Origin of the sequence: Pseudomonas sp. FYR_2, from assembly GCF_043106425.1 — a bacterium.
In the GTDB taxonomy this organism is placed as follows: domain Bacteria; phylum Pseudomonadota; class Gammaproteobacteria; order Pseudomonadales; family Pseudomonadaceae; genus Aquipseudomonas; species Aquipseudomonas monteilii.
In genome coordinates, this window is sequence record NZ_JBICMM010000041.1 from 111,680 (window position 1) to 134,718 (window position 23,039).

Genomic DNA, 23,039 nt, shown 5'->3' on the forward strand with positions numbered 1-23,039 from the left:
GGCCGCTCGAGCGTGAGGAGAACCCACGTTCATCGAGTTGGTCCGTAATTTACCCATGATCGATTTACGCCACCTGCGAACCCTCCACGCGCTGCGTGAAACCGACAGCCTGCACGAGGCCGCCGAGCGCCTGCACCTGACCCAATCAGCCCTGTCGCACCAGTTCCGCGACATGGAGGAGCGTATCGGCATGCCGCTGTTCGTGCGCAAATCCAGGCCGGTGCGCTTCACCAGTGCGGGGCTGAAACTGTTGCAGCTGGCCGACCAGGTGTTGCCGCAAATTCGCAGTACCGAACGGGACCTTGGCAAGCTGGCCGGGGGCTCGGCCGGGCGGCTGCACATCGCCATCGAATGCCACAGTTGCTACCAGTGGCTGATGCCTTCAGTGGATGAGTTTCGCAGCGCCTGGCCAGAGGTGGAACTGGACCTCGCCTCCGGTTTTTCCTTCGCACCACTGCCAGCCCTGGAGCGCGGCGACCTGGACCTGGTAGTCACTTCCGACCCGGTAACACTGCCGGGCATCACCTACGTGCCGTTGTTCGGTTATGAGGCACTGCTGGCCATCGACAACCACCACGCCCTGCGCGACAAGCCTTACCTGGAACCTTCCGATATCGCCCACCAGACGCTGATCACCTACCCGATCGAACGCGCTCGCCTGGATATCTTCAGCCGCTTTCTCGACCCGGCCGACGTCGAGCCGGCACAGGTACGCACCTCGGAACTGACCGTGATGATGATGCAGCTGGTAGCGTCCGGGCGCGGTGTCTGCTGCCTGCCCAACTGGGCAGTGCATGAGTACAGCTCGCGTGGCTATGTAACTGCCAAGCGCCTTGGCGAACAGGGCTTGCAGGCCAGGCTCTACGCCGCACTGCGCAGTGACATGCTGGAAGTGCCATACGTGAGCGATTTTCTGCTCACCGCCAAGGACATCTCCTTCACCACGCTGGCGGGTGTCAGCGTGGCGTCAGGGCCCGTACTCTGACAGCTGCGCGTCCTTGGCAGTCCACGCCCCAATTCGGGTCAAAATCGATAACGGGGTTCAAAGCGCCCTTTTTTGATGCACGCCTGGCTGTCGGCCCGGCGTTGCTCACTCGTAGCTACAGCAAACACCGTCCCGTACTGCCACGGATTACCCGCCCAAATCCCGTGTTTCGCGGCGTTTCCCCCTCAACATCCCCGCTGCACAGCGTTTTCGGCACCTTCATTGCAATGCTTGTTGTGCTCACCGCACAGGCAATCCATCGCAACCGAGGCTCACGCGAGACACGGCACCCACCGACCCCAGCAAGGCAGCACCCCGAAAAACGCAGATGAACCGCAATGAAGCTGCCGGCAACGGCGGCAAGGAGTGGGTATGTCCCGGGCTTTTTTCAATGAAATGTACGAAGCGAACGGCAGTTGCCGCCCGCATTATCAGGAGTTCGCCCGCTGGCTGGCGAACACCCCGCTGGAGCTGCTGGAGCAGCGCCGACGTGAGGCGGACCTGTTGTTCCACCGTGCCGGCATCACCTTCACCTTGTACGGCGACAGCCAGGACACTGAGCGCCTGATCCCCTTCGATATCATCCCGCGCAGCATCCGCGCCAGCGAATGGCGCACGGTCGAGCGCGGCTGTATCCAGCGTGTGCAGGCGCTTAACCTGTTCCTGCAGGACATCTACCACGACCAGCGCATCCTCAAGGCCGGTATCATCCCGCCCGAGCAGGTACTGGCCAACGAGGGCTACCAGATCGCCATGCAGGGCCTGGACCTGCACCGCGGGCTGTATGCCCACATCGCCGGTGTCGACCTGGTGCGCGATGGCGATGGCAGCTACTTCGTGCTGGAAGACAACCTGCGCACCCCCAGCGGCGTCAGCTACATGCTCGAAGACCGCAAGATGATGATGCGCCTGTTCCCCGAACTGTTTGCCGCCCAACGTATCGCCCCCATCGACCACTACCCCAACCTGCTGCTGGACACGCTCAAGAGCGCCAGCCCGCTGGACAACCCCACGGCCGTGCTGCTCACCCCCGGCCGTTTCAACAGCGCCTATTTCGAGCATGCGTTCCTGGCCCGTGAAATGGGCATCGAGCTGGTCGAAGGCGCCGACCTGTTCGTGCGTGACGAGCATGTCTACATGCGCACCACCGCCGGCCCACAGCAGGTTGATGTGATCTACCGCCGCCTGGACGACGACTACCTCGACCCGCTGTCGTTCAACCCGGACTCGATGCTCGGTGTACCAGGGCTGATCTCGGTGTACCGCGCCGGCAATGTGGTACTGGCCAACGCCGTCGGCACCGGCGTAGCCGACGACAAGTCGATCTACCCCTATGTCGACGACATGATCCGCTACTACCTGGGCGAAGAGCCGATCCTGAACAACGTGCCCACCTGGCAGTGCCGCAAGCCTGCGGATCTGTCCCACGTCCTGGCCCACCTGCCTGAACTGGTGGTCAAGGAAACCCAGGGCTCCGGCGGCTACGGCATGCTGGTTGGGCCGGCATCGACCAGTGCCCAGATCGAAGACTTCCGCGCGCGCATCAAAGCCCGCCCGCACGCCTATATCGCGCAACCCACCTTGTGCCTGTCCACCTGCCCGACCTTTGTCGACAGCGGCATCGCACCACGCCACATCGACCTGCGCCCGTTCGTGCTTTCGGGCAGTGAAACCCGCCTGGTGCCCGGCGGCCTGACCCGCGTGGCGCTGAAGGAAGGCTCTCTGGTGGTCAACTCGTCGCAAGGCGGCGGTACCAAGGACACCTGGGTGGTGGAGGACTGAACCATGCTTTCGCGAACCGCTTCCGACCTGTACTGGATGTCGCGCTACCTGGAGCGTGCAGAAAACCTCGCGCGCATGCTTGAGGTCAGCTATTCGCTGTCGTTGATGCCCCAGGCCGGGCGCAGCGATGGCCATGCCGAGCTGGCGATGTCGCTGCTGGCATCCGGCACGCTGGACGACTACATCCGCCGGCACACCGAGCTCGACACCGAGCGCATGCTGCACTTCTTCGCCCTCGACGCGACCAACCCCAGCAGCATCTATTGCTGCCTGCAGGCCGCCCGCACCAATGCCCATGCAGTGCGTGGCCGCATCACCGCCGACATGTGGGAAAACATCAACGCCACCTGGATCGAGATGCGCAATATCGCCAGCAATGGCCTTGGCCGCTATGGCATCAGCCAGTTCTGCGACTGGGTCAAGGAACGCTCGCACCTGTTCCGTGGCGCCACCTCCGGCACCATCATGCGCAACGATGCCTACAGTTTCATCCGCCTGGGCACCTTCCTGGAACGCGCGGACAACACCCTGCGCCTGCTCGATGCGCGCTATGAAATGTTCGGCGAAACCTCCGAAGAGGTCAGCGACGATTCCGCCCGTGGTTATTACCAGTGGAGCGCCTTGCTGCGTGCGCTGACCTCGTATGAAGCCTTCAACGAGATCTATCGCGCCGCCCCCAGCGCGCGGCCGGTGTCCGAGCTGCTGCTGTTGCGGGTGGACGTTCCACGCTCGCTGCATGCCTGCATCGAGGAACTGGACCTGATCCTGGCCGGCCTGCCGGGCAGTACCGGGCGCGCCGCACAGCGCATGGCGGCCGAACTCAACGCGCGCCTGCGCTACACCGCCATCGATGAAGTCCTCGAAGCGGGCCTGCACCCTTGGCTCAGCGATTTTATCGGCCGCATCAACCAACTGGGCCAGGCGGTCCATCACTCCTACCTGGAGGTTGTATGAAACTGTCCATTCGCCACGACACCACCTACAGCTATGCCAGCGACGTCAGCAACAGCATCCAGTTTCTGCGCCTGACGCCGCGCAGCAGCGCACGCCAACGCATCAATGAATGGCAACTGGGCCTGCCCTGCAAGGTCAAAAGCCAGATCGACCCGTACGGCAACATCCTGCATGTGCTGACCCTGGACAAACCCCACGGCCACCTGGCGCTGACTGCCAGCGGGCAAGTAGAGATCGACCCGGACTGCGAGCAGGAGGCCGAAAGCCAGTCTCCCCTGCCATTCCTGCGTGTCAGCCGCCTGACCCAGGCCGATGACACGCTCAAGGCCTTCGCCACCCGACAATGTGGCGAGCACCGAGACCGGGCGGCATTGACGGGGCTGATGCAAGGCTTGGCCGAGCACATGCCCTACCGCCCGGGGGCCACTTCGGTGGGTACCACCGCGATCGAAGCATTCAACGGCGGCGCCGGGGTGTGCCAGGACCACACCCACGCCTTCCTGGCCTGCGCCCGCAGCCTGGGGGTGCCGGCACGCTACGTTTCGGGCTACCTGTGCACCGAGGACGAGCAGCACCTGGCCAGCCACGCCTGGGCAGAAGCCTGGATCGACGACGCCTGGTACAGCTTCGACATCACCAACCGCCTGACGCGGCCAGACCGTCACCTGAAGCTGGCGGTTGGCCTGGACTACCTCGATGCCTGCCCGGTCCGGGGCGTACGCCGCGGCGGCGGTATCGAATCGATGCAGGCCAGCGTTCACGTGCACCGCCAGTGACACGTTTGCAGCAGGCCGGTCTTGCCGCGCAGATGCGGCAAGACCGCTCCATATCCAATACCAGGGAAACCGCATGACTTACTGTGTCGCCATGCACCTTGAGGACGGGCTTGTCTTCATCAGCGATTCACGCACCAACGCCGGCATCGACCAGATCTCCACCTTTGCCAAGTTGTTCGTGTTCAGCGTGCCGGGCGAGCGGCTGATCGTGCTGCAGACCGCCGGCAACCTGGCAACCTCGCAGTCGGTGGTGAACCTGCTGCAGCAACGCAGCCAGGGCAGCGGCCCTCACCTGCTGAACGTTGGCACGCTCTACGATGCAACGGTGCTGGTCGCCGACACCCTGCGCGAAGTGGTCAACCGTGACCGCAGCAAACTTACGGGCGACATCGACCTGAGCAGTTCATTCATTGTCGGTGGCCAGATAGCCGGCGCACCCATGGCCATCTACAACGTCTACGCGCAGGGCAATTTCTTCCAGGCCACGCCAGACACCCCGTTCCTGCAACTGGGCGAAAGCAAATACGGGCGGCCTATTCTCGACCGCAACCTGCAATACCAGACGCCACTCGATGAGGCGTTGCGTTGCGGCCTGATTTCGTTCGACTCCACCATCCGCAGCAACCTGTCGGTGGGCATGCCGCTGGACTTGCTGGTGTACCGCGAAGGCAGCCTGGAATGCATGACACGCAAACGCATTACCGGTGAGGATGCGTATTACCAGCAGATTCGTAGGCAATGGAGCGATGGGTTGAAGCGGTTGTTGGCTGAGCTGCCTGCGCCGCCTTATAGCTGATTGAGCAAACCATTCGTACCCTCTAGTGCCTTGGCCAAGGCACACAGGTAATGCGAGGCCCAAATCAGCTGCGGTTTGTCTTCCATCAAGCCATCCAGGGTCATGTCCCGTGCGTAGCCCATCAACTCTGAAGCCTGCTCGCGAGCGCTCTGGCAAGGAATGCCGGCCTCGATACGGAACAGGGGGTGGGTCTGGTTTTCACCTTGGTAGAAGGTGGTTTTGCCGACGGTGAATTTGTTTTTCTGTGTGTACATCGCACTGTGTTCTCGGGAGGGCCACCGCCAACCCGCTGTCAAACGGAAAGGTGGCAGCTGTGTATCAGCATGCATGACATGCATTCATCCATGCTGTGAGGAGCCATCGTTTGAGTCGATCAAATCGCTGAAATCTAATGGGTGCAAACCAACAAGAAGCTCGCACGGAAGCGATCAGCGATAGAGATAACTACACGATGACTCCAACGTTCTCATTATTCGTCCTGGGCACTGCAATACTCCTGATCGTAGCCATGATCAGCAAATTCAAAGTCCACCCTTTTCTCGCGTTGATGGCCGCAAGCCTGGTGGTAGGTGTCGGCACCGGCATGGCGCCCACGGCAATTGTGGCCGCATTCGAGAAAGGCATGGGCGGCACGCTGGGCTTTCTCGCCGGTATCATCGGCCTGGGCAGTATCCTCGGCAAATTGCTGGAAGAGTCTGGAGGTGCCAAACGCATCGCCACCACGCTTTTGAACACGCTGGGTGAACGCAATGCCTCCTGGGCAATGATGCTCGTTGGCTTCATCGCCGGCATCCCGGTGTTCTTCGAGGTTGGCTTCGTCCTGTTGATTCCGCTGATCTACGTGGTCGCACGTCAAACCCGCATCAGCATGCTGTACCTCGGTGTGCCACTGGCCACCTCGCTGATGGTGGTGCACTGCATTCTTCCACCACACCCCGCTGCCACGGCCATCACCGGCATGCTCAATGCGGATATCGGCACTGTCATCCTGTACGGGCTGATCGTTGGCCTCCCGACCGCCATCGTCGCGGGCCCGCTGTGGGTGCGTTTCACCTGCCGACGTGAAGCCAGCGAATCCCAACAGGCCTTCCTGTCTGCACGCACGGTGACTCAAGCAGAAGAACAGCCAATGCCCGCCTTCGGCATCACACTCGCCACCGTACTGCTGCCGCTTCTGTTGATGGTTGGCAAAACTCTGGCAGTCACTGTTCTGGACAAGGGGTCTGCGCTGTATGAGTGGGTGGCGTTTTTCGGCAGCCCATTGATTGCCCTGACGCTGTCGGTGGTGTTCGCCTACTGGGCGCTTGGCTTGCGTCGCGGCCTGCACATGGCTGGCCTGCTGAGCCTGACCCAGCGCTGCTTCCCTCCCCTGGCCGGCATTCTGCTGATCATCGGTGCCGGTGGCGCCTTCAATGACATGCTCGTGGGCAGCGGTATCGGCAAGGCACTGGCCGATGTGCTCAACCATACGCAACTCAATCCGATCATCCTTGCCTGGTTGATTGCCGGGATCATGCACTTTGCCGTCGGCTCGGCCACCGTTGCAATGATCAGCGCGGCCGGCATGGTCATGCCGATGCTTGGCCAGCATCCGGAATACAACCGGGAAATCCTGGTGATCGCTATCGGCGCCGGGGCCATCGGCTGGACCCACATCACCGACTCGGCGTTCTGGGTGGTGAAGGAATACCTGGGCCTTTCCCTGAGCGACGCACTGAAGAAGTTCACGGCCGCTACAGTACTGGCCTCGGTAGTTGCCTTGTGCCTGACCCTGCTCCTTTCGAAGATTGTCTGATCTACTCTGCACATACTGTGCAACAGGTGAAATCATGATTCACGGAAAAACCCTTGAAGCCTGGCAACAAAGCCACCCGATCATCGCCGACCTGGTTGCCCTGAAAGAGACCAGCTGGTTCAACCCTGGTATCGCCGGAACTGCCGAGGCCCTGCACGACGTAGGCCTGACGGCTGCTGACGTGCTAGCGACAAGCGTACGGTTGCAGCGATTTGCACCTTACCTCGCCACCGTGTTCCCCGAGACAGCCGCTACCGGTGGTGTCATCGAATCGCACATCACGCCGCTGGCGCAGCTTCGCAAACTTCTAATCGAGGAAGGATCACTGCAAAACGTGGGCAGCCTGTGGCTCAAGGCGGACAGTGACTTGCCTATTTCCGGCTCGATCAAAGCCCGGGGCGGTATTCATGAAGTGCTCAAGCACGCCGAAGACCTGGCCTTGGCGGCCGGCTTGATCACGCCAACGGATGACTACAGCAAACTGGCCAGCGACCAGGCCCGCGCATTCTTCAGCCAGTACAAGATCGCCGTAGGTTCAACCGGCAACCTCGGGCTGTCGATTGGCATCATGAGCGCCAAGCTGGGCTTCCAGGTAAGCGTGCACATGTCGTCTGACGCAAGGCAATGGAAGAAGGACAAGCTGCGTGCCAACGGCGTAACGGTGGTAGAGCATGCCTCCGACTACAGCGTGGCGGTCGAGCAAGGGCGCCAGCAGGCGGCTTCTGACTCCAGCTGTTACTTTGTCGACGACGAAAACTCCCCGCAGCTGTTCCTCGGCTATGCCGTTGCCGCCGAGCGCTTGGCACGCCAATTCGACCAGGCCGGCATCCAGGTGAACGCAGATCATCCGCTGTTCGTGTACCTGCCGTGCGGCGTCGGGGGCGGCCCCGGTGGTGTCGCATTCGGGCTGAAGCTGGTGTTCGGCGATGCGGTGCACTGTATCTTTGCCGAGCCCACCCACTCCCCCTGCATGCTGCTGGGTGTCTATACCGGCCTGCACGATGAAACCAGTGTGCAAGACTTCGGCATCGACAACATCACCGCCGCCGACGGCCTAGCGGTCGGTCGCCCGTCCGGATTTGTCGGCAAGGCCATGCAGCGGCTGATCGATGGTTACTACACGGTGACCGACGAAGCGCTGTACCGCTTGATGGTCATCGCCTATGAGCAGGACAAGGTCAAACTGGAACCCTCTGCCCTGGCCGGCGTACCCGGTATGGTAAGGGTACTGCAAGCAGGTGAGTACCTGGCGCGCCAGGGCTTCACCCCCGCTCAGCTTCAGCAGGCCACTCACCTCGTCTGGGGCACGGGTGGCAGCATGGTACCGGACGATGAGTTCAACGCCTACCTGGCGAAGGGGTACAGTTTGCAGGCAAACGTGTAACCGCAGTCAGTACATTGTGCGAAAGGATTGATAGATGAAAAAAACCGGCGCCGCCGCCGTGAAACTCAATGGCTCGCACCTGGGCAGCCTGCATGTTTTTCTGGTGGCCGCACGGCACTTGAGCTTTTCTCGGGCCGCGGATGAGCTGTGCCTGACGGCCAGCGCGGTAAGCCATCGCATCAATCGCCTCGAAGATGAACTGGCGCTCAAGCTGTTCCATCGCATGCCGCGCAAGGTCAGCCTCACCGAAGACGGCGAGCGCCTGTTCGCGGTCATGCAGCGGACCATGGATGAGCTCAGCGAGGCCGTGCAGGAACGCGCTCACGCCGAGATCGCCGGCCAACTGACATTGTATGTACGCCCGTCAGTAGCACAATGCTGGCTGGTGCCGCGGCTTGCGCAGTTCACTTCCCGCTACCCTGATATCCAGCTGGATATCAGGGTGGGCAATGAGAGCATCGACTACCGCACACGCAAGATCGACCTGGTCCTCTGTTACTCGGATGGCCATCACCCCGGGCTCAAGACCCTCCACTTGATGAACGAGCGGATCGCCCCCGTGTGCTCCCCCCATTACGCAGAAATCCATGCATTGACCGGCGACCTGCACCGGCTGGACCACTGCACCGCCTTGCATGACGTAGCAGCCTGGGACAATGCTGCATTCGATGCAGAGTGGCAGCTGTGGGCCAGCACCACAGGCGCCGGTATCACCCCTCCACACCGGTTTCTAACATTCGATCGCTCCGACCTTTGCACACTCGCAGCGCTGAACCATGCCGGCATCGCCATCGGCCGGGAACAACTGGTCAGAGAGCGCATTGCACGCGGTGAGCTGGTCCTGCCGTTGGGTGGTTTCGTCGAGACCCCCAGCTATGGCTACTACCTGGTCTACCCGCCTCATGACCCGATGCCCAGACGGTTGCAGGTATTGATCGACTGGCTTGTGGAATGCGCCCAAGCGCCCGACTCAAGCCATTGACTTGCTCAACCACGGATGCACTGCGCAAAAACCAGTTCCTGCAAATAGGCCACATTGAACCGGGTCCAAGGCGTCACGGCCTTCTGGTTGGTCCGGAAGATCGCCCCCGGCGGTAGCCTCCCGCACCCGGTTCTGGAGGCGCATCGGGTGCCGCAGGTAATGCCCTTCGCTGAGGATCACATCCGCCGTGCGTTCGCACAGTTCCGAACAACTGGTGTGCAACATCATCTGCAAGTCGGCCAACTCGTCGATGACGGGTAGTAGCCCGGGTTTTCCACCAGCACCGCATCGCCCGGTACCACGAAGCGGCGAATGATCAGGTCCAGCGCATGGTTGGCGCCAAGCACATGACCCACGCCGTCCCCACGGCATTGCTCGGCATCCCCGGCGACACCATGGCCCCACCCCTGATGCGCGAAGCCAACTTCCTGCGCAACCTGGGCGTACCGCATATCGCCCTGCGCAAGATGATCTCCGGTGCGGTCATCGCTGCCCTGGTGGCAGAGCCGTTGGCAGTGCTGTGGGCCTCGGTGCTGGCGCTGCTGCCCTTCGTGCTGGCGATCATCGACTTGCAGACCCTGACCGGCCAGCACTGCCTGAACACCACCACCGACCAGCGTTATTTAAAGTCACGTTAGTGAGTAGACTAACATTCTACAATGCTGACCGAAGAGCAAGATTTTACTCACAACTGGATCCAAAGTTAACGGTGTGCCCTGATTGCTCTAGTTCGCTGTAGGTCGTTAACGGGCGATGATGAATTACCCCAACAACTGGCTCAATACCGCGCGCAGTTTCCCCGGTTTAACCGGCTTGTTCAGCAGCGGCGCCCCCAACTTCTGCAAGCCCCGACGGCACTGGTCGCTGCGGTCGGCGGTAATGATCACCGCTGGTATCGCAACCGCAAAATGCTCACGCAAGTGCTTGACCACCTGGCAGCCCACCACCCCATGGTCGAGGTGGTAGTCGGCCAGGATCAATTCCGGAGCCCGCCCCTGCAACGCCAGCAAAGCTGCCTCCTGATCGGTTGCAGTGACCACTTCACAGCCCCACTGCTCCAGCAACGCGCCCATGCTCTCGAGGATGCTCACTTCGTTGTCCAGCACCAGCAAGCGGCGGCCCGGCAGCGGGTTGCCGGCACTTGGCAGCGGCACAGCCTGGTGAACGGCCAGCGGCACTTCTTTGCCAATCGGTACCTCGATACTGAACATCGAGCCGCGCCCCGGCCATGAACGTACCTCGATCCGGTAACCGAGAATCTTGGCAATCCGTTCAACGATAGCCAGCCCCAGCCCCACCCCTTTGCGATCCGCAGCACGGCCGACGTCCAATTGGTTGAATTCGAGGAAAATGGCATCCAGCCGATCCGCAGCAATGCCCCGGCCAGTGTCCCACACCTCAAGCCGCAGATGCTCGCCACGGCGCCTGGCACCTAGCAGTATCCGGCCTTCGTCGGTGTAGCGGCAGGCATTGCTGAGGAAGTTGCGCAGAATGCGCGTCAGCAACCGCAGGTCGGTGCTGATGGCATGGTCAGCGATACGTGCGTGCAGCGTCAGGCCTGCCGCATCAGCCACTGTGCGAAACTCCGAGACCAGCGGCGCGAAGACTTCGTCGAGACGGTACACGGCCACGTCCGGTTTGACCGCTGCCTGGTCGAGCCGGGAAATGTCCAGCAGGTCGGTCAGCAGGTCTTCGGCGCCTTCCAGGGCCTGGTGGGTGCGCTCCACCAGCACATGCTCGGCCTCTGGCAATGGCCGTTCGCGCAAGGTAGAGATCAGCAAGCGGGCGGCGTTCAGCGGTTGCAGCAAGTCATGGCTGGCGGCGGCAAGGTATTTGTCCTTGCTGCGGTTGGCGGCCTCTGCGGCATCCCGGGCCTCCAGCAATTCATCGGTACGCGCAGCAACCCGTTGTTCCAGTTCGTCGTTGAGCTGTTGCAAACGCTGCTGGGCCTGCTTGCGTTCGGTGATGTCGGCGACAAAACCTTCCACCAGCCCTTCCTGCCCTGGCTTTAGCAGCAGGTTCATCAGCACATCCAGGTGGCTGCCATCCTTGCGGCGCAGGCGGGTTTCGTAGCCGTGCAGGCTGCGCTCACGGGCGAGGATCGCGGTAATCGCCTGCAGTTCTTCGGCGCCGCCGTCAAACAGGTGAGTGGCCAGGTCAGTCAGGGAAAACAGCACCGCTTGCGGGTCGTCGTAGCCAAGCATGCGCGCCAACGCCGGGTTGGCGGCACGCATGCCGTCCTGCAGGCTGGCCTGGAAAATGCCGTGCACGGCGTTTTCGAACAGCCATTTATAGCGGTTGCGTTCGGCTTCCAGTTCGTCCAGGCGGGCAGAAAGCTCCGGATAATGGCTTTTGCGCGCCGAGTGGTCGCCGAGCCCCAGCAGCCCGGCCAGCGCCCGCTGCTGCTCGTCAGAGGGCCTCGCCATAGACCACCTCGACATCACGCTGGCTCGACGCGCGGGGGTTGGTGAGAATGCACGGATCATCCATCGCATGCTGCGACAGGAACGGAATATCGGACGTGCGCACGCCGTGCAGGCCCAGGGTTTCGTGGAAGCCGATGGCGTGCTTCAGGGCGATCAGGTGTTCCACCAGGCGCCCGCAAATCTGCCGGTGGTTGAGGCCACGGCAATCAATGCCGAACACCTCGGCAATCACCTTGAAGCGCTCCGGCGCCGAGCTGTAGTTGAACGCCACCACGTGCTCCACCAGCACCGCGTTGCACAAGCCATGGGGCAGGTCCAGAAACCCGCCAAGGCTGTGCGACATCGCGTGCACTGCACCCAGGATCGCGTTGGAAAACGCAAGCCCCGCCTGCATGCTGCCTAGCATGATCTTCTCGCGCAGGGCGATATCGGTGGGGTTGGCGATCATCTCCACCAGGTTGCCATTGATCAGGCGCATGGCTTCCAGCGCGTGGGGGTCGGTCAGCGGGCCATGGCCGGTGGACACGAAGGCCTCGATGGCATGCACCAGCGCATCGATACCAGTACAGGCCGACAGGAACGGGTCCATGCTCAGGGTGGTTTGCGGGTCGATCAGCGACACATCCGGCACCACCGCCTTGCTGACGATGGAGAACTTCATGCGTTCCTGCTGGTTGGAAATGATCACGAACTGCGACACGTCCGCCGAGGTGCCGGCGGTGGTGGGGATCAGGATCAGCGGCGGGCTGGGCACGCGGATCATGTCCACGCCTTCGAATTCGAGGATGCTGCGCCCATGGGCAACCACGATGCCGATGGCCTTGCCGCAATCCATCGGGCTGCCGCCGCCCACGGCGACGATCACGTCGCAGTGGTTTTGCCGGTAGATTTCGGCGCCGAGCATCACCTCTTCCACCCGTGGGTTGGGCGATACAGCCGTATACAGGCAGTAGTCGATGCCCTGCGCCTGCAGGCTGGCTTCCACATCCGCCACCCAGCCGGCGGCAATCACGCCGGGGTCGCTGACCACCAGCACCTTGCGGGCGCCGAAGGTTTTGGCGTAATTGGCAACGTTATGCCGGCAACCGGCACCGAAGATGATTTCAGGCGATACAAACTTGCGAAGCGGGCTGAAACTCTGGCTCATCGTGAAGCCTGTTCTTATTGTTCTGGAAGGTAACTGCCAGCGTAAAGCATCCCGCAGCGAAAGCAACCAGACCAAAGCGTGGCACTGGCTCAACCACAGGGAATCAGGGGGAACCGGCCACCGTGGCGATGGCCGGGCGGCACATCAACGATTGGCGAAATACATCGTCACTTCAAAGCCGATGCGCAGGTCGGTAAAGGCGGGTTTATTCCACATGGGCAATCCTCTTCTTATGCCGGGGGATTCCGGTAGAGGCATTAATGCACGGGAACGGACTGAGCCGAATGCTACTTTGGAAGGAAGTTGCAGAGTGCATTGGTAGGAGGGAGAAGATACCTGTGCCGGCCTATTCGCGGGTAAACCCGCTCCCACAGGTACCGCACAAGTCTTGAAAATTGTGCAATCCCTGTGGGAGCGGGTTTACCCGCGAAGAAGGCGACGCGGTTTAGAAGAAGCCCAATGGGTTGATGTCGTAGCTCACCAGCAAGTTCTTGGTCTGCTGATAGTGGTCAAGCATCATCTTGTGGGTCTCACGGCCCACCCCCGACTTCTTGTACCCGCCAAACGCCGCATGCGCCGGGTACAGGTGATAGCAGTTGGTCCACACGCGGCCAGCCTTGATCCCACGACCCATGCGGTAAGCACGGTTGATATCGCGGGTCCACAGGCCGGCACCCAGGCCAAACTCGGTGTCGTTGGCGATCGCCAGCGCTTCGGCTTCGTCCTTGAAGGTGGTCACGCCCACCACCGGCCCGAAGATTTCCTCCTGGAACACGCGCATCGCGTTGGTGCCCTTGAGCAGGGTCGGCTGGATGTAGTAACCCGTGGCCAGGTCGCCTTGCAGCCGCTCGGCAGCACCACCGGTGAGCAGCTGCGCACCCTCTTCCCGGGCGATATCCAGGTAAGAGAGGATCTTGTCATATTGCTGTTCCGAAGCCTGGGCGCCCACCATGGTCTCGGTGTCCAACGGATTGCCCCGGGTGATCTTGGCGATCTTTTTCATCACCTCGGCCATGAACGGCTCGTAGATCGACTCCTGGATCAGCGCCCGCGACGGGCAGGTGCACACTTCGCCCTGGTTGAAGAACGCCAGCACCAGGCCTTCGGCGGCCTTTTCGATGAACGCGGGCTCCGCCTGCATGATGTCTTCGAAGAAGATGTTCGGCGACTTGCCGCCCAGTTCGACAGTAGACGGGATGATGTTCTCGGCGGCGCATTTCATGATGTGCGAGCCCACCGGGGTGGAGCCGGTGAAGGCGATCTTGGCAATGCGCTTGCTGGTGGCCAACGCCTCGCCAGCCTCACGGCCAAAGCCCTGGACGATGTTCAGCACGCCGGCCGGCAGCAGGTCGGCAATCAGCTCAGCAAAAATGGTGATCGACAGCGGTGTCTGTTCAGCCGGTTTGAGCACTACGCAGTTGCCGGCAGCCAGGGCCGGGGCAAGCTTCCAGGCTGCCATCAGCAGTGGGAAGTTCCACGGGATGATTTGCCCGACCACACCCAGCGGCTCGTGAATGTGATAGGCCACGGTGCCTTCGTTGATCTCGGCCGCCCCGCCTTCCTGGGCACGAATGCAGCCGGCGAAATAGCGGAAGTGATCGGCCGCCAGCGGCACGTCGGCATTGAGCGTTTCGCGCACGGCCTTGCCGTTGTCCCAGCTTTCGGTAACGGCCAGCACCTCCAGGTTCTGCTCGATACGGTCGGCGATTTTCAGCAGCACCAGGGCGCGGTCCTGCACCGAGGTCTTGCCCCAGGCTTCAGCGGCGGCATGCGCAGCGTCCAGCGCCCGATCGATGTCCTGAGCGGTGGAGCGCGGGAATTCGGCGATCGGCTGGCCATTGACCGGCGAGCTGTTGGTGAAGTACTGGCCAGCCAATGGCGGTACGAACGCGCCGTTGATGAAGTTGCCATAGCGTGGCTTGAAGGACACGACGGCGCCTGGAGTTCCGGGTTGTGCGTAGATCATGCTGAGCCTCTGTGGGTCGATGCCTGTCCAGCGACAGGCGATGCAGCGATGGTAAAAAGCCCCGCGTGCCAGGCGAATGCATCGTTGGCAGCGGGGCTCTCCTCATTTGGTAGTAGGCGGCAGGGCCGCAGCCTTACGGCTTGGCGCTGGCCGTTTGCTGCAACTGCTTGGGCAGCTTGAAGGTCCAGAGCATGCCGCCCTGGTTGAAGTCCTTGACCCGCTTGGCCACTTCGCCGCCCCACAGCGGTACGGCGCCGCCCCACCCGGAAACCACCGACACATATTGCTCGCCGTCCATTTCCCAGGTCACGGGCGAGCCGAGCACGCCGGAGCCGGTCTGGAATTCCCAGACCTTGTCACCGGTCTTGGCGTTGAAGGCCTGCAGGAAACCTTCCGGCGTACCGGTAAACACCAGGTTGCCCTTGGTGGTCAGCACCCCGCCCCACAGCGGCGCGTAGTTCTTGTGGCGCCACACTTCCTTGCCGCTGATCGGGTCGATGGCACGCAGCACGCCGATGTAGTCTTCGTTGAGCGGCTTGATGGTGAAGCCGGCACCGAGGAACGCCGCACCCTTCTTGTAGGCAATGCCTTCGTTCCAGATGTCCATGCCCCACTCGTTGGACGGCACGTAGAACAACCCGGTGTCCTTGTTGTAGGCCATCGGCATCCAGTTCTTGGCACCGAGGAAGGCCGGCGCGACGAACACCGAGCTGCCTTTGGCCTCGCTACCCGGTGCGCCCGGGCGGCTGGCTTCGTTGTAGATCGGCCGCCCGTCCTTGTCCAGGCCGGTGGCCCAGGTGATCTTGTCGACGAAGGGGAAGCCACGGATGAACTTGCCGTTGGTGCGGTCCAACACGTAGAAGAAGCCGTTACGGTCGGCGGTGGCGGCGGCCTTGATCTCTTTGCCGCCGTCCTTGTAGTTGAACGAAATCAGCTCGTTGACGCCGTCGAAGTCCCAGCCGTCATGCGGCGTGCTCTGGAAGTGCCACTTGATGGTGCCGTCGTCCGGGTTCAACGCCAGGCGCGACGAGGAATACAGGTTGTCGCCAGGGCGCAGGTGCGAGTTCCATGGCGCCGGGTTGCCGGTGCCGAACAGGATCAGGTTGGTTTCCGGGTCGTAGTAACCGCCCAGCCACGGCGCAGCGCCGCCGGTCTTCCACAGGTCGCCTGGCCAGGTCTTGCCCGCCTCGCCGCCGGAGATACCGTTTTCGATGGCCTTGCCGTCTTTGTACACGTAGCCCATATGCCCTTCCACGGTAGGGCGCATCCACAGCAGCTCGCCGTTCGCCGGGTTGTAGGCCTGGATCTTGCCCACCACGCCGAACTCGCCACCGGCCACGCCGGTGATCAACTTACCGTTGACGATCATGGGCGCGGCACTGATGGAATAGCCTTCCTTGTGGTCGGCCACCTTCTTGCTCCACACCACCTTGCCGGTGTCCTTGTTCAAGGCCACCAGCTTGGCGTCCAGCGTGCCGAAGAACACCAGGTCGCCGTACAGTGCCACGCCCCGGTTGATCACGTCGCAGCACGGGCGAATGTCATCCGGCAGGCGCGCATCGTATTGCCACAGTTTCTTGCCGGTGCGGGCGTCCACGGCAAACACCCGCGAGTAGGAGCCGGTCAGGTACATCACCCCGTCCTTGATCAGCGGCTGGGCCTGCTGGCCGCGCTGCTTCTCACCGCCAAAAGAGAACGCCCAGACCGGGCGCAGTTCCTTGACGTTGTTGGCATTGAGCAGGTCCAGCGGGCTGTAGCGCTGGCCCTGCACGCCCAGGCCATTGGTCACGATCTGCTGCGGGTTCTTCGGGTCCTGAAGGATTTCTTCATTGCTGACAGCGGCGTGGGCCGCACCAGCAAGCAGCATGGCGCTGAGCACCAGGCTCACGGCGAACAAGGGGCGACGCGGGGATCGGGTCATGACGGCTACCTTTGGTTTTTTGTTGTATCCGGGAAAATTTCCCGGTGTGCCGGGAATTCTTGGTCCCGACCCGGTTGCCAACAATTGCCCGCAGTGCGGAGATTTCTAGTTCCTTGGTACAAGGCTGGCGGACGGTTCACTATCAACGCGCTGTAAACGCTGACGCTCATAACGCGGATACAGGTGACTGACGCTGCGGATCAACTCGTACCGCGTCAGGCTGATACCGGCAAATCGCGCGGGGATGGGGCTGCGGATCATCTCGGCCATGTCATCACCACGGGCCGCGCCGTCGCGCATCAGGCCATCCAGCCAGCCCAGGTAGTCGCGCATCTGCGCAAAGGGCCGGGCATCGCTGGCAACCGGACCATGACCCGGCACCAGCTGCTTCCAGGGCAGCGCTTGCAAGGTGTCCAGATCCTTGAGCCACACCTCCAGCCCCGGGCTGTTGGGCGTGGTCAGGGCACGCTCGTAAAACACCAGGTCGCCGGCGAACAGCACGCCGGTCTTTTCATCCAGAATCGCCAAGTCGGCACCGGTATGCCCGCCCAGGGCCAGCAGACGCAGCCGGTGCCCGCCGACCTCGTGGATACCCGCCTCCAGCACACGGCTGGGCAGCACGACTTCGGTGCCGCGCATCCAGTCGCCGACCAGGCGGTACATGTTCTCGGCCATGGCATCGCCCTGCTGGCGCAACAAATCACCGGTACCGGCCAATGCCCCGATAGGGACATCGGTGAAGGCCTGGTTGCCCAGCACATGGTCGGGGTGATGATGGGTCAGCAGCACCTCCAGCACCGGCTTTTCGGTGGTGGAGGCGATGGCCTGGCGCAGCGCTTCGCCGTAGCGTTTCGAGGGGCCGCTGTCGATCACCACCACACCGCTGTCGGTGACGATGAACGCGGTGTTGACGATGTTGCCGCCGTTGCTCCTGGCGAAATTGTCGGTGCTGCCTTCCAGCAGCCAGGTATCTGCGGCTATTTGCCGAGGTGCAAGCCGATATTCAAAGTCAGCCCAGGCCGGCAGGCCCAGGCACAGCAGCAACAAGGGTATCCAACGCATACAGGCGCCTCTGGTCACAGGTGAAGTCGGGCAACAGGGTCAGGGCACCGCCGCCTCGAACTGGTTGCCACTGTTGTCCTGCAGCACCAGCCGGGTCGGCCCGGGGCCCTGGATATCGAACCCGAGGTTGGGGTTTTCGCTGACGGCCGGGTACAGCTCGAGGTGGGCCAGGCGCTGGCCGTTCGCATCTTGCAACTCGGCCTGGTTGAGGAAGAATTCGGGAATGCCGCTGACCAGGCCGTTATCCATCGGGTGAGCCACCTGCAGGCGCAAGCGGCTGCTGTCGCCACGCGGGTAGCGCCCGCCCAGCACTTCGCCGAGGTGCTCCTCCCAGCCAGGTTGCGTGCGCACCACACTGGGTGCGGTGCAGCCACCGCCAGCGGCGTCGATCAGGGTCGAGCCGACGTGCCACAGGCCGTCACGCGTCTGCACCGCAGCGCGCAGCGGCGTGGCCTGTTCGATGCGGATGCGGATCGACAACCAGGGCAGCACGCGCTCGCCGGGCTGGAAATCGACAATACGCGGCAAAGGGTTCAGCTCCGCCCAGGCGATGATACGCACCACATCGCCAGAAAACGCCCGGGCATCGATCTCCAGCGGCACCTGGCGCGCGTCCTCGGCAAACGGCGGCGCCAGCAGCTTGACCCGGTCGTCGAAGACGAACGCGGCCTGGCCCAGTAGCTGCTTGTGGTAGAAGTCCCACATTACCGAGGGTACCGGGTCTGTCTGGGTACCTTGCGTGGCCGCCAGGGCCGCACAAGGCATCCAGCAGGCCAGCAAAAAAGTCGCTCGCCAGTTCATGGCCTGCTCCTATTGATACATCTCCGGGACCTCGTAACGCAGGCCGTAAGCAGCATACATGGCCTTGAGCCGGCCATCACGGATCATCGCTTCGAGGGCTTCTTCCACGGCATAGGCCAACTGGCGATTGCTTTCATGCACCGCCATGCCAATCTCCCAGGCCTGCTTGCCCAGGTTGGGGTAGGCGTTTTCCGCCAGCGCCAGTTGCGGATCGGCAGCCTGGTGCAGTTGCCAGTCAACCTCGCCGCGCATGGCCATCACCGCGTCCACCTGCCCGGCCTGCATCGCGGCGAACGCCTGTTGCACACCGGGATAATGGTGGGTTTTGGCACTGAGCATGCCGTTGAACACCGACGTCAGGTAAAACGACGGCACGCTGTCTACCTCGACCCCGATGGGGTGCTGCTGGAACACTGCCACACTGGCCACCGATGCCAGTCGACGGCGGTCGTACGCGACTTGCCAGCGCTCTTCCTGATAGGGGCCGAACATCACCACCTGGCCGTTTTCCAGCTCGCCCACCTCGTTGCGTTTTTGCGCATAGTCGTGGTCGTAAGGCACCCGCATCATCAGGTCGGCCAACTGCTGGTGGCGCAGCGGGCTGCCGCGCCAGATATAATCGCGCAGGTCATCGTCGAGCTTTTCCCCGGGCGGCGCCCACATCAGATGCAGGCGCACCCCCATGGCCGTGGCCAGGGCCTGTGCCAGCTCCACATCCACACCGCGGGGCTTGCCGTGGTCCTCGAAACTGTAAGGGGCAAAATCCTTGTACACCGCCACCTTCAACTCGCCGGCAGCGATGATCGCGTCATAGTTGCGCACCTGCGCCTGGGCTGCTGCGCAACACAGCAGCAGGCCGCTCAACAGCACCGCCCACAGACGCATGGCCGTCACTCCTCGACGTGCACGCTGTCCAGATAGGTACGTACCGCCCACAAGGCTTCCTGGCTCAGGTAGTCGGCCATCTTCGGCATGTACACGCGGCCGTCGCGAACCGCGCCATGGCGTACCCGCTCGACGAACCACTCATCGCCCGCCTCACCCGCATCAAGCATGCGCAGGTCGGGCGCAATGCCACCGGATTTCGCTTCAAGGCCATGGCAGGCGGCGCAATTCTGGTTGTAGGCAGAAGCGCCGATTTCCACGGCCTTGTCGTGCTCCGGCGAAGTACGGTACGGGTTGACCGCCGCCCAGCCGTCGCCGTCCAGGCTTACGCCAGCGTCCTTGATCGGGGTCAGGCCTTTGGTCTCCACCGCCTGGGGCACCACGTTGCCATGAGCCCAGGCCGTACCGCTCAGCACAGCCGCAGCCAGCAGCCCTGTAGCCAGCAACACATTGCGTTTTGTTGTCATTGTTATGCCCTCACCATTGCACGCAAAGCCTCAACCACAGAGGCCGTGCCGCCATCTTAAAAACAGCCCGCAGGCGGTCGAATGCTGCTTTGGTGGCCGGGCCTTACTCCCTTGGTAGTAGGGCTTGTGGTGAAGGGCCAATTGAGGTGCCGCTCGGGAACTATTCCCGGCAAGGGCGGGATATTTTCCGTATCCGGCCAAGGCTGCATCGCCGCACCCTGTGCAGGCCAAAACCTCCACAGGGAACTGCAACCATGACAACAAGAACGCTACCCGCCCTTTCCCCTCTGGCCCTCAGCGTGCGGGCCCTGCTGCTGGCCGGTAGCCTGGCCCTGAGCAACGCGGCCATCGCGGCCACCCCCCCAGCGGCACCTGCCGGCAAGAACGTGACCTGGGAAGACATCGCCAACGACCACCTGACCACCAAGGACGTGCTGCAATACGGCATGGGCACCAATGCCCAACGCTGGAGCCCGTTGGCCCAGGTCAACGACAAGAACGTGTTCAAGCTCACCCCGGCGTGGTCCTATTCCTTCGGTGACGAGAAGCAGCGCGGCCAGGAATCCCAGGCCATCGTCAGTGACGGCGTGGTCTACGTCACCGGCTCCTACTCGCGGGTATTCGCCCTGGATGCCAAAACCGGCAAACGCCTGTGGACCTACAACCACCGCCTGCCCGACAACATTCGCCCGTGCTGCGACGTGGTCAACCGCGGGGCGGCGATCTACGGCGACAAGATCTACTTCGGCACCCTGGACGCGCGGGTCATCGCCCTGGACAAGCACACCGGCAAGGTGGTGTGGAACAAGAAGTTCGGCGACCACAGCGCCGGCTACACCATGACCGGCGCCCCGGTGCTGATCAAGGACAAGACCAGCGGCAAGGTGCTGCTGATCCATGGCAGCTCCGGCGATGAGTTCGGTGTGGTCGGCCAGCTGTTCGCCCGCGACCCGGAAACGGGTGAAGAAGTGTGGATGCGGCCCTTCGTCGAAGGCCATATGGGCCGGCTGAACGGCAAGGACAGTACCCCGACCGGCGACGTCAAGGCGCCGTCCTGGCCAGATGACCCAACCACCGAGACCGGCAAGGTCGAAGCCTGGAGCCACGGCGGCGGCGCCCCTTGGCAAAGTGCAAGCTTCGATGCCGAGACCAACACCATCATCGTCGGCGCTGGCAACCCCGGCCCCTGGAACACCTGGGCACGCACCTCCAAGGATGGCAACCCCCACGACTACGACAGCCTCTACACCTCGGGCCAGGTCGGCGTCGACCCAAGCACCGGCGAGGTGAAGTGGTTCTACCAGCACACGCCCAACGATGCCTGGGACTTCTCTGGCAACAACGAGCTGGTGCTGTTCGACTACAAGGACAAGGACGGCAAGGTGGTCAAGGCCACCGCCCACGCCGACCGCAACGGCTTCTTCTACGTGGTCGACCGCAACAACGGCAAGCTGCAGAACGCCTTCCCGTTCGTGGACAACATCACCTGGGCCAGCCACATCGACCTGAAAACCGGTCGCCCGGTAGAAAACCCTGGCCAGCGCCCAGCCAAGCCGCTGCCAGGTGAAACCAAGGGCAAACCGGTGGAAGTGTCACCGCCATTCCTCGGTGGCAAGAACTGGAACCCCATGGCCTACAGCCAGGACACCGGCCTGTTCTACATCCCCGGCAACCAGTGGAAGGAGGAGTACTGGACCGAGGAAGTGAACTACAAGAAAGGCTCGGCGTACCTGGGCATGGGCTTCCGCATCAAGCGCATGTACGACGACCACGTCGGCACCCTGCGGGCGATGGACCCGACCACCGGCAAGCTGGTGTGGGAGCACAAGGAGCACCTGCCACTGTGGGCCGGCGTGCTGGCCACCAAGGGCAACTTGGTGTTCACCGGCACCGGCGACGGCTTCTTCAAGGCCTTCGACGCCAAGACGGGCAAGGAGCTGTGGAAGTTCCAGACCGGAAGCGGCATCGTTTCGCCGCCCATCACCTGGGAGCAGGACGGCGAACAGTACATCGGCGTGACCGTGGGCTACGGCGGCGCCGTGCCGTTGTGGGGCGGTGACATGGCTGAGCTGACCAAGCCGGTGGCCCAGGGTGGCTCGTTCTGGGTGTTCAAGATCCCGAGCTGGGACAACAAGACCGCGCAGCGTTGATCGCCAGCGGGGAGCGGGCCAACCCCCTCCCCGCTTTTGCTCATCTTCCGCCAGGAGCCTTCTACCATGAACTACCTGCCCTATGCCTTGCTGTTGGTACTCTCCCCCGCCATGGCGGTAAGTGCCGACGAAGATGGCAACGATGCCCCCTTGACCGTCAACGGTTGCGTGATTGCCGAAGCCAGCCAGTGCCCGGGGGCCAACCTTCGCGGCGCCAACCTGGCCAACCAGGACCTGCGCAAGATGAACCTGGCCGGCGCCGACCTGCGTGAGGCCGACCTGCGCCATGCCCGGCTGGACCTGGCCAACCTGGAAAAGGCTCGCCTACAAGGCGCCAACCTGACCCGCGCCAGCCTGCAGCAGAGCAACCTGCGCCTGGCTGACCTGAGCAACAGCAAGTTGGTCGCCATCCAGGGCTGGGGCATGTTCGCCCAAGGCGCGCAGTTCGAGAAAGCCGACCTCGGCGCGGCCTACTTGCAGTTCGCCCGGCTGTCAGGAGCAAAGATGCACCAGGCCAACCTGCAGGCCGCAGATCTGGAAATGGCCTGGCTGAGCAAGACGGACCTGCAGGAGGCCAACCTGGGGGACGCTAATCTGCAAGAAGCCAAATTTGGCCAGAGCAACCTGGAACGCGCCGATTTGCGCGGGGCGCGGCAGCATTACGGGAATTTTCAGGAGGCCAACATGGAGGGGTGCAAGGGGTGCCCTGAGACTTGGGATAATTGAGCGAAGGGTTCGCCGGTGCATATTCAGCGCCTGT

21 protein-coding genes and 1 pseudogene are annotated in these 23,039 nt (G+C 62.5%); 11 read left to right on the plus strand and 11 right to left on the minus strand.

Features of this window, described 5'->3' with window-relative positions:
• Positions 1-55: 55 nt before the first annotated feature.
• From ACF8R4_RS17390 to ACF8R4_RS17410, 5 genes are all read left to right on the plus strand, one after another.
• The gene (locus tag ACF8R4_RS17390) at positions 56-985 is read left to right on the plus strand and encodes a LysR family transcriptional regulator (RefSeq protein ID WP_060501660.1); all 930 of its coding nucleotides are present in this window, start codon (positions 56-58) and stop codon (positions 983-985) included.
• Between the two features lie 372 nt (positions 986-1,357).
• Entirely contained in the window at positions 1,358-2,767 is a 1,410-nt protein-coding gene (locus ACF8R4_RS17395; RefSeq protein WP_060501657.1) for a circularly permuted type 2 ATP-grasp protein, read from the plus strand.
• Positions 2,768-2,770: 3 nt separating this feature from the next.
• Complete coding sequence (locus tag ACF8R4_RS17400) at positions 2,771-3,721, plus strand: alpha-E domain-containing protein (protein ID WP_060501655.1); 951 nt, start codon at positions 2,771-2,773, stop codon at positions 3,719-3,721.
• Positions 3,718-4,497, plus strand: coding sequence for a transglutaminase family protein (locus ACF8R4_RS17405; RefSeq protein ID WP_060501654.1), 780 nt, complete (start codon positions 3,718-3,720; stop codon positions 4,495-4,497). The genes ACF8R4_RS17400 and ACF8R4_RS17405 overlap by 4 nt, the downstream gene beginning before the upstream one ends.
• Positions 4,498-4,570: 73 nt before the next feature.
• The gene (locus tag ACF8R4_RS17410; protein ID WP_060501652.1) at positions 4,571-5,293 is read left to right on the plus strand and encodes a hypothetical protein; all 723 of its coding nucleotides are present in this window, start codon (positions 4,571-4,573) and stop codon (positions 5,291-5,293) included.
• Here the strand turns inward: ACF8R4_RS17410 and ACF8R4_RS17415 are convergent.
• Entirely contained in the window at positions 5,284-5,547 is a 264-nt protein-coding gene (locus ACF8R4_RS17415; protein ID WP_164524462.1) for a DUF3077 domain-containing protein, read from the minus strand. The genes ACF8R4_RS17410 and ACF8R4_RS17415 overlap by 10 nt on opposite strands.
• 197 nt (positions 5,548-5,744) lie before the next feature.
• Here ACF8R4_RS17415 and ACF8R4_RS17420 point away from each other — a divergent pair, with 197 nt between their 5' ends.
• Genes ACF8R4_RS17420 through dsdC form a run of 3 tightly spaced genes read left to right on the plus strand, consistent with a single transcriptional unit; the run spans position 5,745 to position 9,454 of the window.
• The gene (locus ACF8R4_RS17420; protein ID WP_060499171.1) at positions 5,745-7,088 is read left to right on the plus strand and encodes a gluconate:H+ symporter; all 1,344 of its coding nucleotides are present in this window, start codon (positions 5,745-5,747) and stop codon (positions 7,086-7,088) included.
• A 34-nt stretch (positions 7,089-7,122) separates the two neighbouring features.
• A complete protein-coding gene (locus tag ACF8R4_RS17425; RefSeq protein WP_392493011.1) occupies positions 7,123-8,472 on the plus strand; it encodes a D-serine ammonia-lyase in 1,350 nt (449 codons plus the stop codon).
• A 34-nt stretch (positions 8,473-8,506) separates the two neighbouring features.
• Positions 8,507-9,454 (plus strand): DNA-binding transcriptional regulator DsdC, encoded by a 948-nt coding sequence (gene dsdC, locus ACF8R4_RS17430; RefSeq protein ID WP_060499173.1) that lies wholly within the window; start codon positions 8,507-8,509, stop codon positions 9,452-9,454.
• A 224-nt stretch (positions 9,455-9,678) separates the two neighbouring features.
• Here dsdC and ACF8R4_RS17435 read toward each other — a convergent pair whose 3' ends face one another.
• Positions 9,679-9,801 carry a hypothetical protein gene (locus ACF8R4_RS17435; RefSeq protein WP_263298266.1) on the minus strand — a complete coding sequence of 41 codons (123 nt, stop codon included), beginning with the start codon at positions 9,799-9,801 and terminating at the stop codon, positions 9,679-9,681.
• Between ACF8R4_RS17435 and ACF8R4_RS17440 the strand changes: the two are divergent.
• A pseudogene (locus ACF8R4_RS17440) lies at positions 9,793-10,047 on the plus strand (hypothetical protein); the annotation flags it as partial. The gene ACF8R4_RS17435 and the pseudogene ACF8R4_RS17440 overlap by 9 nt on opposite strands.
• Before the next feature lie 168 nt (positions 10,048-10,215).
• Here the strand turns inward: ACF8R4_RS17440 and ACF8R4_RS17445 are convergent.
• The 9 genes from ACF8R4_RS17445 to pedF form a co-directional block, all read right to left on the minus strand.
• A complete protein-coding gene (locus ACF8R4_RS17445; RefSeq protein ID WP_060499175.1) occupies positions 10,216-11,880 on the minus strand; it encodes a NahK/ErcS family hybrid sensor histidine kinase/response regulator in 1,665 nt (554 codons plus the stop codon).
• On the minus strand, positions 11,864-13,027 hold the full coding sequence (ercA, locus tag ACF8R4_RS17450) for an alcohol dehydrogenase-like regulatory protein ErcA (protein WP_014591380.1): 1,164 nt from the start codon (positions 13,025-13,027) through the stop codon (positions 11,864-11,866). The genes ACF8R4_RS17445 and ercA overlap by 17 nt, the downstream gene beginning before the upstream one ends.
• Positions 13,028-13,171: 144 nt before the next feature.
• Entirely contained in the window at positions 13,172-13,243 is a 72-nt protein-coding gene (gene pqqA / locus ACF8R4_RS17455; RefSeq protein WP_010455123.1) for a pyrroloquinoline quinone precursor peptide PqqA, read from the minus strand.
• 229 nt (positions 13,244-13,472) lie between these two features.
• A complete protein-coding gene (locus tag ACF8R4_RS17460; RefSeq protein WP_104834961.1) occupies positions 13,473-14,993 on the minus strand; it encodes an aldehyde dehydrogenase family protein in 1,521 nt (506 codons plus the stop codon).
• Between the two features lie 133 nt (positions 14,994-15,126).
• Positions 15,127-16,914, minus strand: a complete 1,788-nt coding sequence (gene pedH / locus ACF8R4_RS17465; RefSeq protein ID WP_060499177.1) for a PQQ-dependent alcohol dehydrogenase PedH — start codon at positions 16,912-16,914, stop codon at positions 15,127-15,129.
• 105 nt (positions 16,915-17,019) lie between these two features.
• Positions 17,020-17,976: a quinoprotein relay system zinc metallohydrolase 1 gene (locus ACF8R4_RS17470; RefSeq protein WP_060499178.1), complete on the minus strand. Its 957-nt coding sequence runs from the start codon at positions 17,974-17,976 to the stop codon at positions 17,020-17,022.
• Between the two features lie 39 nt (positions 17,977-18,015).
• Positions 18,016-18,777 (minus strand): quinoprotein dehydrogenase-associated SoxYZ-like carrier, encoded by a 762-nt coding sequence (locus ACF8R4_RS17475; protein ID WP_016714299.1) that lies wholly within the window; start codon positions 18,775-18,777, stop codon positions 18,016-18,018.
• Positions 18,778-18,786: 9 nt separating this feature from the next.
• A complete protein-coding gene (locus ACF8R4_RS17480; RefSeq protein WP_104834964.1) occupies positions 18,787-19,662 on the minus strand; it encodes an ABC transporter substrate-binding protein in 876 nt (291 codons plus the stop codon).
• A gap of 5 nt (positions 19,663-19,667) precedes the next feature.
• Positions 19,668-20,129: a cytochrome c-550 PedF gene (pedF, locus tag ACF8R4_RS17485; RefSeq protein ID WP_016714301.1), complete on the minus strand. Its 462-nt coding sequence runs from the start codon at positions 20,127-20,129 to the stop codon at positions 19,668-19,670.
• A 254-nt stretch (positions 20,130-20,383) separates the two neighbouring features.
• Here pedF and exaA point away from each other — a divergent pair, with 254 nt between their 5' ends.
• Both exaA and ACF8R4_RS17495 read left to right on the plus strand, forming a co-directional pair.
• The gene (exaA, locus tag ACF8R4_RS17490) at positions 20,384-22,279 is read left to right on the plus strand and encodes a quinoprotein ethanol dehydrogenase (RefSeq protein ID WP_033693183.1); all 1,896 of its coding nucleotides are present in this window, start codon (positions 20,384-20,386) and stop codon (positions 22,277-22,279) included.
• 66 nt (positions 22,280-22,345) lie between these two features.
• The gene (locus tag ACF8R4_RS17495; RefSeq protein ID WP_200928529.1) at positions 22,346-23,005 is read left to right on the plus strand and encodes a pentapeptide repeat-containing protein; all 660 of its coding nucleotides are present in this window, start codon (positions 22,346-22,348) and stop codon (positions 23,003-23,005) included.
• The last annotated feature ends 34 nt before the right edge of the window (positions 23,006-23,039 follow it).

Bases quoted from the DNA above. Each gene is read 5' to 3' on its own strand.
- ACF8R4_RS17390 (WP_060501660.1), top strand. From the start codon at position 56: ATGATCGATTTACGCCACCTGCGAACCCTCCACGCGCTGCGTGAAACC.
- ACF8R4_RS17395 (WP_060501657.1), top strand. From the start codon at position 1,358: ATGTCCCGGGCTTTTTTCAATGAAATGTACGAAGCGAACGGCAGTTGC.
- ACF8R4_RS17400 (WP_060501655.1), top strand. From the start codon at position 2,771: ATGCTTTCGCGAACCGCTTCCGACCTGTACTGGATGTCGCGCTACCTG.
- ACF8R4_RS17405 (WP_060501654.1), top strand. From the start codon at position 3,718: ATGAAACTGTCCATTCGCCACGACACCACCTACAGCTATGCCAGCGAC.
- ACF8R4_RS17410 (WP_060501652.1), top strand. From the start codon at position 4,571: ATGACTTACTGTGTCGCCATGCACCTTGAGGACGGGCTTGTCTTCATC.
- ACF8R4_RS17415 (WP_164524462.1), bottom strand. From the start codon at position 5,547: ATGTACACACAGAAAAACAAATTCACCGTCGGCAAAACCACCTTCTAC.
- ACF8R4_RS17420 (WP_060499171.1), top strand. From the start codon at position 5,745: ATGACTCCAACGTTCTCATTATTCGTCCTGGGCACTGCAATACTCCTG.
- ACF8R4_RS17425 (WP_392493011.1), top strand. From the start codon at position 7,123: ATGATTCACGGAAAAACCCTTGAAGCCTGGCAACAAAGCCACCCGATC.
- dsdC (WP_060499173.1), top strand. From the start codon at position 8,507: ATGAAAAAAACCGGCGCCGCCGCCGTGAAACTCAATGGCTCGCACCTG.
- ACF8R4_RS17445 (WP_060499175.1), bottom strand. From the start codon at position 11,880: ATGGCGAGGCCCTCTGACGAGCAGCAGCGGGCGCTGGCCGGGCTGCTG.
- ercA (WP_014591380.1), bottom strand. From the start codon at position 13,027: ATGAGCCAGAGTTTCAGCCCGCTTCGCAAGTTTGTATCGCCTGAAATC.
- ACF8R4_RS17460 (WP_104834961.1), bottom strand. From the start codon at position 14,993: ATGATCTACGCACAACCCGGAACTCCAGGCGCCGTCGTGTCCTTCAAG.
- pedH (WP_060499177.1), bottom strand. From the start codon at position 16,914: ATGACCCGATCCCCGCGTCGCCCCTTGTTCGCCGTGAGCCTGGTGCTC.
- ACF8R4_RS17470 (WP_060499178.1), bottom strand. From the start codon at position 17,976: ATGCGTTGGATACCCTTGTTGCTGCTGTGCCTGGGCCTGCCGGCCTGG.
- ACF8R4_RS17475 (WP_016714299.1), bottom strand. From the start codon at position 18,777: ATGAACTGGCGAGCGACTTTTTTGCTGGCCTGCTGGATGCCTTGTGCG.
- ACF8R4_RS17480 (WP_104834964.1), bottom strand. From the start codon at position 19,662: ATGCGTCTGTGGGCGGTGCTGTTGAGCGGCCTGCTGCTGTGTTGCGCA.
- pedF (WP_016714301.1), bottom strand. From the start codon at position 20,129: ATGACAACAAAACGCAATGTGTTGCTGGCTACAGGGCTGCTGGCTGCG.
- exaA (WP_033693183.1), top strand. From the start codon at position 20,384: ATGACAACAAGAACGCTACCCGCCCTTTCCCCTCTGGCCCTCAGCGTG.
- ACF8R4_RS17495 (WP_200928529.1), top strand. From the start codon at position 22,346: ATGAACTACCTGCCCTATGCCTTGCTGTTGGTACTCTCCCCCGCCATG.